Here is a 10,043-nt window from a genome sequence, read left to right as displayed (position 1 = left end):
CCGAGCCGTAGGGGTCGACGGCATCCGCCGAGAGGTCGGGGCGGATCAGGCGGCGGATACCGCGCGCGTCGAGCGCGACAGGGTCGAGTGCGTCGTGCGAGGTGACCAGTGTCGGATCGAGTCCGGCGGCGCAGGCGTCCACCCATGCCTGGAACACGGCACCCCCTGGGCTCAGTGCCGCGCGGCTCACGGGAACCTCACGCTCGTCGACGTCGACCACGATCGCGGTGTCCCGCGCGGGCGGGGCGACGCGCTGGCGCAGCTCGGGGATGAGTTCGGCGAGACGCCGACCGATGGGCTTCGCGGCGCCGTCCTGACCGATCAGCCCCAGGGTGTACTCGAGTTCGGGGAAGTCTCCGAGGTCACGGCTCACGTCGTGCGAGCACCACCACGTGATGCCCCAGAGGTTCTCGGTGCGCACGGCCGAGCGCACGGTCGCTTCCAGGAAGCCGGGCATCTCGTCGTCGGTGAGACAGTTCGAGGGGGCGCCCACCTCCTGCAGCCACACCACCCGGTCGGGGTCTGTCGCGAAGGCGCGGGAGAGCTCGATCAGGTACTCGGCATGACGGTCGGAGGCGACGGAACGCCCGCCGTAACGCTGGGCGGTGCCGTTGAAGATCCAGGAGTGGATCGTGGTCATCGCGCCGAGACGGGAGGCATGGGCGGGGGTGAAGCCGTGCCCGTCCATGTACCAGACCGCGTCGTACTCGCTGTGGACGTGCGGGAGCCCTGGCGCTGCCGCCTCCGCCGCCGCCAGCAGCGCGGAGATCCACCCCCCGGCCTCGTCCTGCGTGACCGGCCAGGGCGACGGATGCGTGTGCGCGGAGAACTGGTTCGTCTCGTTGCCGAGCGTCAGCCCGAGGAAGTTCGGCGCCTCGCTCAGCGCTCGCCCCAGGCGGTCGACGAGCGCGATCTGCCCCTCGAGCGCCCTGGGGTCGGTGAACATGTTCTTGTCGTGCCAGGTGTACAACCACGACGGCACGAAGTCGAAGCTCGAGAGATGCCCCTGGACCACATCGATGCTGGCATCCATGCCGAACTCGCCGGCGATGTCGACGACGGCGCGCACGTCGTCGATCGCCTTCTCGCGGATCAGCGTGCGGTTCGGCTGCAGCACGGTCCACAGGGGGAAGACGCGCACATGGTCGAGCCCGAGCTCGGCGAGGGCGGCGAAGTCGCGACGCACGTCGTCGGGGGTGAAGTCGAGCCAGGAGTGCATCCAGTTCTTCGACGGCGTGTAGTTCGCCCCGAACCTCAGAGGAGCATCGAGGGCGCCGCGCTGCGTCATGTGTCAGACCTTTCGGACGTGTCCTCCGGAGAGGGCGGATTTCGCACCACTATAACGCTTGAGCAACAGACGATGCACCCTGTCCTGCGCGCAGACAGTGATCTCGCGGCCGGGTGTCTTGACAGGGACGGAATCGGATGGTTTCATCTGCTAAAGCGTTGTAGTCCCCGATCGGACTGCCGCGCGGATTCGCCCGCCTCGAGGAAGAAGCACGATGAAAGTTCCCACACGCATTGTCGCTCTGGCAGCATTCACCATCGGCGTTCTGGCGCTGACGAGTTGCACGGGAGGCGGCGCATCCTCCGGTGCTTCCGGCCCCATCGACACATCGGGCGAGCTGAGCGGGAAGATCCAGTTCCAGACCTGGTCGCTCAAGAACGAGAAGTTCACCCCGTACTTCGAAGACCTCATCGCCGCGTTCGAGAAGGAGCACCCCGACGTCACGGTGGAGTGGCTCGACCAGCCGGGCGACGGCTACCAGGAGAAGATCCTGAGCCAGGCGAACGCCGACACCCTGCCCGATGTGCTGAACCTGCCGCCGGACATCGCCTACCCGCTCGTCGCGGCAGGCAAGCTCGTGGACCTGGAGACCGCGGACCCCGATCTGAAGTCGACCTACAACACCGGCGCATGGGAGGCGTACAGCGCCTACCCCGGTGTCGAGGGAACCTACGGCCTCCCCTGGTACCTCTCCAGCGACGCCTCGTGGTGGAACCTCGCGCAGCTCGCGCCGTTCGGGGTGACCGAGCAGAACCTGCCGACCACGGTCGACGAGCTCCTCACCCTCGCGGAAGACGTGGCGACGGAGTCTGGCGGCAAGGTGCAGCTGCTCTCCTCCATCCCGGCCCTCGACACGTTCACGGCCGCCGGCATGGAGGTCATCGACGACAAGGGCGAGTTCGACTTCAACACCGACGAGGCGGCGGCGATCATCCAGAAGTACGCCGACGCCTACGCCGCGGGCGCCATGCCCGCCGAGGCCCTCACGGGCGACTACGGCGGGAACGCCGAGGCGTACATCCAGGAGAAGGTCGCCTTCACGACCGGCGGCACCGGGTTCACGACCGACCTGCAGAAGGACGCCCCGGCACTGCTCGAGAACACGGTCGCAACGCCCCGCCTCGGGGTCGCACCCCTGTACGTGCAGGGACTGAACGTCTCGGCCGACTCCGACAACAAGGAAGCCGCGCTCGCGTTCGCGGAGTTCGCGACGAACCAGGAGAACCAGGTCGCGTTCTCGTCGCTGGCCGTCGGCACCGCGCCGGGCACGGCCGAAGGTGGAGACCAGGTCGTCGACAGCATCGCCTCGACCGTCACCGACGAGAAGCAGCTCGCCGCGATCGACACCGTGTTCGGTGCGATGAAGGATGCCAAGGCCCTGCCGTTCCAGTGGACGTCCGACATGGCCACCTACATGACCCAGCAGATCGCCCTCGCCGTCAACGGCGAAGCGGACCCGAAGGCCCAGCTCGACAAGATCGTCGAGTACGCCAACGCCAACCGCGTGGACCAGTGAGCATGCGCGCGGACACCGGCACCAGGAGCCGGAGGAAGACGATGAGATCCCACAAGTGGTACACACCGTGGCTGCTCATCGCCCCCGCCGTGATCTGGGTGCTGGTGTTCGCGCTCTGGCCCTTCCTGAACACGGTCTTCCTCAGCTTCACCGACGCCAGGCCGTTGCGCACGCCCGGCTTCGTCGGTGGAGCCAACTACGAGCGCATGTTCGGCGACGAGATGTTCTGGAACGCCCTCACCACGTGTCTCATCTACGTGGTGGTGTGCGTGCCCCTGCTCACGATCCTGCCGCTGCTGCTCGCCCTCCTCGTGCAGAAGAAGCTGCCGGGCATCTCGTTCTTCCGCACCACGTTCTACTTCCCCGTGATCGCCTCGGTCGTGGTGGTCGCCCTCATCTGGACCTGGCTGTTCGACAGCCGCGGCATCATCAACCAGACGCTCGACTTCCTCGGCCTGATCGACAAGCCGATGCCCTTCCTCGTCGACCGCTGGCTGCTGCTCGGGTGCGCCATCCTGCTCACGGTGTGGAAGGGACTCGGCTACTACATGGTCGTGTACCTCGCTGCCCTCGGGAACGTCGGCAAGGAACTGCACGAGGCCGCGATGCTCGACGGCGCCGGGTCGTTCCGCCGCTTCCTCTCGGTGACGATCCCGTCGGTCCGCGGCGCGATGCTCCTCATCGCGGTGCTGATCGCCGTCTCGGCCATGCGCGTGTTCGCCGAGCTCGACGTGCTGTCCAAGAGCACGGGCGGCCCCGGCGGCTACGACATGTCGCTCGTGATGCTCATCCGCCAGGTCGGCTCCGGCCTGAACGGCAACATCGGCTACGCCTCTGCGATCAGCGTCGCCCTGTTCCTCCTGACGCTCATACCGCTCGCGGCGATCGCGTTCATGAACCGCGAGAAGAAGGCGAAGGCTCCCGCATGACCGCTCAGACGATCACCGCGCCCGAACGCGATGAGAAGCCGCAGGACGCTCCCGCTCCCGCGCGCGAGCGCATCTTCCGGCACCGCGGCTCCGGCGACTTCAGCAAGCCGACTCTCGGCGGGCTGATCGGCCGATACGCCTTGCTGGTGCTCGTGCTCTTCCTGGTCATCGGACCGTTCGTGTGGCAGCTGTCGACCTCGTTCAAGGGCGCGACCGAGAACATCTACTCCTTCCCCCCGGAGCTGATCCCGCGCGAGCCGACCCTGCAGAACTACACCAGGGTCGCCGACGTCGTGCCCGTGTACCTGTATGCGTGGCACTCGCTGCTCGTCTCCGTCGGCACCGTGATCAGCAACGTGATCCTGGCCACATTCGCCGGCTATGCGCTCGCCTGCATGAAGTTCCGCGGCAAGTGGATCGTGATGGGCATCCTGCTGTCGACCCTGCTGTTCCCCGGCGAGGTGACCGTGACGAGCAATTTCCTCACGATCCGTGCGCTCGGCCTCGCCGACACCCTGTGGGGAGTGTTCCTGCCCGGAGCGATCAGCGCCATGAACGTGCTGCTGGTCGCCACCGCGTGCCGCATGATCCCGAAGGACGTGCTCGACGCGGCCACCGTCGACGGCGCGACCACGTGGCAGCGCATCCGCCACATCGTGTGGCCGAACATCCGCGGCATGGTCTCGGTGGTGGCGATCTTCGCCTTCATCGGCGCCTGGGACGACTACCTCTGGCCGTTGATCGTGCTCTCCGATCCCGCGAAGTACACGCTGACGGTCGGCATGGCCTACCTCAACAGCAGCTTCTCGGTCGACCCGCGTCTGATCGCGGCCGGCACCATGATCGCCCTCGTCCCCATCGTGATCATGTTCTCGTTCACGCAGCGGTTCTTCTTCAAGGGCGTGCAGGAAGGCGCGATCAAGGGGTGAGCAGCGTGCACCTCATCCCGGCGGACGGCCCGGCCGATCCCCCGTCTTCCCGCCCCCGCAGCGGCGTGCTCCGGGCTCCGGTCTTCGCCTTCTCGTTCGATCCGTCCGCCGGCGAGCAGCGGCTCGACGTTCCGGATCTCCCCGCTGTCGAGATCACCCAGGACACCGTGCTGCACTGGGCGTTCTACGCGGACGGGCCGGCGGCGACGCTGGCACCGCACGCCTCACTCGCTGTGACGGTCGATGTGCGCTTCGCCGACGGCTCGCGGCTGAGCGACGACGCGGCCGTGCGGGACCGCTACGACTTCCCGGTCACCGCGCAGGCGCAGTTCGACGCCCGGTGGAGCCTGCCGGAGCAATGGAACGCCGACACCGTCGCCCTCGCTCCCTTCGCCGGTCACGCGGGGGTGGTCGAGGTCGTGTTCGGCACCGCGGCTCTGCCTGCCGATACTTCCCCTGCCGATGCTTCCCCTGCCGATGCTTCCCGTGCCGATGCCGCGGACCTCCCCTCGCGCTGCACGGGCTTCGTGCAGCTCATGGTCGAGGAGAGGGTGCCGGCGCCGGCCGACCTCGCACCCGCGGAACGCGTCGACACCCGCCGCGGCTCGCACTCGGGTGCACGATTCTCCCGCGGTAACACCATCCCGGCGGTCGCCGTGCCCCACGGGTTCACGTTCGTCACGCCGGCGACCGATGCGGAGGATTCCCGCTGGCCGTATCGCCCGTTCGTGCACGACGACCCGCAGGGGCGACGACTCGAGGCCCTGCAGTTCTCGCATCAGCCCAGCCCCTGGATCGGCGATCGTTCCGTGCTGCAGCTGATGCCCTTCCTCGGAGACCCGACATCGAGCCGTGCAGGGCGACGGCGCTGGATCACACCGGGCACCGAACGGGCGCGGCCGCACGAATACGCGGCAGAGCTCGGCGATGGCCTGCGCGTCCAGCTGACGGCGACCGCCCACACCGGCGCGTTCCGCGTGTGCAGCTCCGACGCCGACGCCCGCATCGGCTTCGTCATCGACCAGCTCAGCGACGAAGGATGCCTCGCCTGGACGGACGCCGGGGGGTTCGAGGGCTGGATCCCTGAAGGCTCCGAGGAGTGGGGCAACGCTCCCCGCTGCTTCTTCGCCGGAGTGGTGATGCACCCCGACCGGGACGCCAGTGGGGACGGGCCAACCTTCGCACACGGTCCGCTCGATGATGACGGACGCGGTGCGGTCGCGGGCCACGTCTCCGGACGGGGCTCACTCGAGGTGCGGATCGGCATCTCCTTCCTCTCCGTGGGACAGGCCCGACGTGCCCTGGAGACCGAGGCGCCGGCGCCGATCGCCTACGAGGAGCTGCGCGATGCGACCGCTGCCCAGTGGGATCGGCCGCTGTCGCGCGTGACGATCCCCCCGCTGGCGGACGCCGACCTCCCCTATCGCTCGCTCGCCGACGAAGAGCACCGCTCCCGGATCGCCGCCGCCCTCCACCGGATGCACCTGTACCCCAACAGCGCCGCGGAGAACGTCGGGACGGCGGAGGCGCCCGTCTGGCGGTTCGCCGACGTGTTCGCTGCGCGTGCGTCCTGGGGCGATACCCCACCGATCGTCGACGGTGAGCTCGTCGTCAACAACGGCTACTGGGACACCTATCGCACCGAGTGGCCGGCGCTCGCCCTGCTCGACCCCGCGCTCACGGGGCGCCTCCTCGAAGGTCAGTTGGAGCAGTATCGCCGCGGAGGCTGGATGGCGAGGTGGAGCGCCCCGGGGTACGTCGACAGCATGGTCGGCACCTCCAGCGACCAGATCTTCGGAGATGCCGCCCGCTGGGGCGTCGGGTTCGACCGCGCGGCCGCCTTCGAGAGCGGGTGGCGGAACGCCTGCGAGCCGGGGCCCGACGCACGCCATGGCCGCAAGGGGATCGCGACCGGCCGGTTCACCGGGTACATCTCCTCGGAGGTGCCCGAGGGCATGAGCTGGAGCATCGAGAACGCGGTGAGCGATGCCGCCCTCGGCCACTTCGCCGCGCAGCTGGCCGCCGAGTGCGAGTCCGCATCGGATGCTGCCCGCTATCGATCCTTCGCCCGCTACTTCGCGAACCGCGCGCGGTCGTATCGCACCCTGTTCGACCCGGACACCGGATTCTTCCGCGGCAGGGATTCCCTCGGCGAGTTCGCAGGAGGCTTCGACCCCCGCTCCTGGGGCGGAGACAACGTCGAGACGAACGCCTGGGGCATGTCGGTCGGAGCCGTGCACGACGGCGCAGGACTGGCTGACCTCCACGGCGGCCCCGAACGTCTCGGCCGCCATCTCGACGCGCTCTTCGCCGAACCCGAGACCGCGGACGAGCGTTTCGGCGGTGCATACGGCACCGTGATCCACGAGCAGCGGGAGGCACGCGCCCTGCGGTCGGGGATGTGCGCGATCTCCAACCAACCCGCTCACCACATCCCCTTCATGTACGCGTTCTCCGACCGCCCGTGGCAGACCGCGTCCGTCGTGCACGACCTCGCCGGGCGCCTGTTCGCCGGCGCCCACATCGGCCAGGGGTACCCGGGCGACGAGGACAACGGCGAGATGAGCGCGTGGTGGCTCTGGGCCGCACTCGGGCTCTATCCCCTGGAGCTCGCCTCGGGACGACTCCGGATCGGGTCCCCGCTGTTCGACGACATCCGCGTGGCTCGCGGCGACGGCTCGACGCTGCGGATCCGGTCACGACGCTCCGCTCCGTCCGCCCATGTGCTGCAGGAGGCGCGACTCGACGGCGTGACCCTGACGTCGGCAGACCTGCCGATCGATGCGCTGGTCGGAGACTCCGTTCTCGAGCTGCGGTTCGGTACCGACCCCCTCCTGGCGCTGGAAGTCGCGGATCCGCAGCAGCACTCGGTGCCCTGGCATCAGGATCTGACGTCGCGCGACGGATACCCCCTCGCCTCGTCAGGGGTCACGAACCCCGAGCACCTCTTCGACGATGGCGCGGGCCTCGCCCTCGAAGGTCGGCAGGAGAGCACCCTGCACACCGGGGACTGGATCGGATGGCGGTTCCCCTCGCCGCAGAGTGTCAGCGACGTCACGGTGACCACGACCTCAGAGGCCTCCTCCTCCGCCCTGCTGTGGGAGCGCCTGACGACTGCGGGTGAGTGGGAGACCGTCGCGACGACCCATGTCTGCGAGCTCCCGGCCGACCGTACGACGCCCTTCACGTTCACGGAACGAGTCGTGACCTCGGCGATCCGCGTCCGGGCGGAAGCCGAGGTCACGCTCCGTCAGATCGAGCTCTTCGATCTCGACTGATCGGGTCTCGTGCCGCTCACGGAGCCGCTCGGTACTCGGTCGCCTCTCCCTTGAGCGCCTGCGTGATCCCGGAGAGCAGCCCCGACTGGTCGGTCGCGGTCAGGTTGTACGCCACATAGACGCCGTAGCCGTCGGAGACCGTGCGCTGGGCGTAGTCCGCGGCTGTCGCGGAGCTCACGTTCGACAGGTCGATCGCGGCCGCGCCGAGGCGTGCCCTGTCCTCGAGACCCGGCACCGTGGGGGCGTTGTAGGACGGGTAGTAGGGGTTCCAGGCGTGGTCGATCACCGCTGCGGCATCGAACCGGGTGAAGTCCGTCACGGTGTAGGTCTCGCCGATCGCGTACAGGGTGATGATCTTGTCAGGGCCGAGGCGATCACGCAGCGCCGAGACGAGCCACCCGAAGGACTGCGCGTTGGGCTGCGGCGTGCCGTTCGCGCCGTAGTTCGTCCACTCGTCGTCGAAGTCGATGCCGTCGAGGCCGTAGGTCGTGACCGCGTCGGCGAGCTGGGCGGCGAAGGCGTCCGCGGCCGCGAACGACGTGAAGTTCGCGAACCCGGCACCCTGATGATTCCCCAGCACGGACAACAGCACCTTCGTGCCGCGGGCCTGCAGCGGTCGGATCTGGTTCTGCGCATCCTGAAGCGTCTCGGTGACGCGCTCGTTGAAGTGCAGGTAGGCCTTCTCGCCGTCGTAGTTGATGTTGGCGGCGAAGATCATCGCCAGGTCGACGGCCGGCCGACCCGAATCGGCGAGCGTGTAGTCGGCGACATTCGCTAAATCGTTCGAGTTGACTTCCACGTAGACAGCGAGCTTCGGCTCGGCGGCCGTGTCGTCCGCAGCGGCCGCGGTCGATCCGGCGACCGCCCCCATCCCCGCGAGCGCGAGGGCCGCAGCGGCTGCAAGTGCTCTACGGAACCGGTGGTTACTGGCTTTCGGCTGACTCATGACAGTTCGTCTCCTTCGTCGTCGTGTCCAGATCGAGCCGCATCGGTGCGTCTCGCGGCCGACTATATCGCTTAAGCGATGTGGTCGAAAGAGTGCCGGCCACTGTCATGAACAGTGCCTCGCACGGGCACTGGCGCCGATACCGCTTTCCCGGGATGCTGGACGCATGCGCGCGCTTCGACCGCTGTGGCGGTACCCCGTGATCACGCTCACCGTGTTGGTCTTCGCTGCGGTGGGGGTGCTGCACGCGGTGGACGAAGCGGGGATCGGCCGCTGGCTCGCCACGGTGTACGTGTCGGCCATCGTGGTCTGGACACTGGTCGGCATGGTACGCGACGTGCTGCACGGACACGTCGGGCTCGACATCCTGGCCGTCGTCGCGATGGTCGCCACGCTGGCGGTCGGCGAGTACATCGCTGCGCTCATCATCGTGCTGATGCTCTCCGGCGGTGAGGCGCTCGAGGACTTCGCCGGACGCAGGGCCAAGCGGGATCTGTCGGCGCTGCTGGACCGCTCGCCTCGCATCGCCCATGTTCTGGTACACCCGGACTCGCCCGATTCCGACGAAGCTCGCGACGTGCCGATCGACGATGTCGCGGTCGGCGACGTGCTGCTGGTGCGCCCCTCCGAGATCGTGCCGGTGGATGCGACGCTCCTGACCGACACGGGGACGTTCGACGAGTCCTCGCTGACGGGCGAGAGCATGCCGGTCACGCGCGAGGCGGGCGGGGAGGTGCTGTCCGGGGCGATCAACGGAAGCCGCGCCGTCCGCATCAGAGCACTGCGCACCGGTGCCGACAGCCAGTACCAGCAGATCGTCGCGCTGGTGCACTCCGCCGAGTCGTCGCACGCGCCGATCGTCCGCCTCGCCGACCGCTTCGCCATCCCGTTCACCGCCGTGTCGCTCGTGCTCGCCGGCACCGCATGGGCGATCTCCGGCGACTCCACGCGCTTTGCCGAGGTGCTCGTGCTGGCGACGCCGTGCCCCCTCCTCATCGCGGCGCCCGTGGCATTCCTCGGCGGCCTCTCACGGGCGGCGAAATCCGGGGTGATCATGAAGAGCGGGGCCGTGATCGAACAGATCGCCCGGGTGCGCTCCGCCGCGTTCGACAAGACCGGGACGCTCACGCAGGGCCGCCCCGAGCTCGTGGAGGTCC

Annotated in this window: 7 protein-coding genes; 5 read left to right on the top strand and 2 right to left on the bottom strand. The window is 68.5% G+C overall.

What is annotated here, in order from left to right; all coding sequences use genetic code 11:
* On the bottom strand, positions 1-1,288 hold a 1,288-nt coding region (locus DSP71_RS07515; RefSeq protein ID WP_113680773.1), incomplete at its 3' end, for a glycosyl hydrolase.
* 214 nt (positions 1,289-1,502) lie between these two features.
* Here DSP71_RS07515 and DSP71_RS07510 point away from each other — a divergent pair.
* From DSP71_RS07510 to DSP71_RS07495, 4 genes are read left to right on the top strand one after another with little or no spacing between them, the layout of a single operon-like run.
* Positions 1,503-2,804, top strand: a complete 1,302-nt coding sequence (locus tag DSP71_RS07510; RefSeq protein WP_061018009.1) for an ABC transporter substrate-binding protein — start codon at positions 1,503-1,505, stop codon at positions 2,802-2,804.
* 41 nt (positions 2,805-2,845) lie between these two features.
* Positions 2,846-3,733 carry a carbohydrate ABC transporter permease gene (locus DSP71_RS07505; RefSeq protein ID WP_058632343.1) on the top strand — a complete coding sequence of 296 codons (888 nt, stop codon included), beginning with the start codon at positions 2,846-2,848 and terminating at the stop codon, positions 3,731-3,733.
* Positions 3,730-4,662 carry a carbohydrate ABC transporter permease gene (locus DSP71_RS07500; protein WP_113680770.1) on the top strand — a complete coding sequence of 311 codons (933 nt, stop codon included), beginning with the start codon at positions 3,730-3,732 and terminating at the stop codon, positions 4,660-4,662. Before DSP71_RS07505 ends, DSP71_RS07500 begins: the two co-directional genes overlap by 4 nt.
* A complete protein-coding gene (locus tag DSP71_RS07495) occupies positions 4,659-7,940 on the top strand; it encodes a glycoside hydrolase domain-containing protein (RefSeq protein ID WP_113680769.1) in 3,282 nt (1,093 codons plus the stop codon). The genes DSP71_RS07500 and DSP71_RS07495 overlap by 4 nt, the downstream gene beginning before the upstream one ends.
* Positions 7,941-7,956: 16 nt before the next feature.
* Here DSP71_RS07495 and DSP71_RS07490 read toward each other — a convergent pair whose 3' ends face one another.
* Entirely contained in the window at positions 7,957-8,886 is a 930-nt protein-coding gene (locus DSP71_RS07490; protein ID WP_257021911.1) for an endo-beta-N-acetylglucosaminidase H, read from the bottom strand.
* Positions 8,887-9,052: 166 nt separating this feature from the next.
* Here DSP71_RS07490 and DSP71_RS07485 point away from each other — a divergent pair.
* Positions 9,053-10,043: HAD-IC family P-type ATPase (locus tag DSP71_RS07485; RefSeq protein ID WP_147251236.1), on the top strand; the 991-nt coding region annotated here is incomplete at its 3' end.

Source organism: Microbacterium sp. H6 (assembly GCF_003314775.1).
Lineage (GTDB): Bacteria > Actinomycetota > Actinomycetes > Actinomycetales > Microbacteriaceae > Microbacterium > Microbacterium oxydans.
Note: the sequence above shows the minus strand (reverse complement) of the source record. Positions and strands in the feature narration are given on the sequence as shown.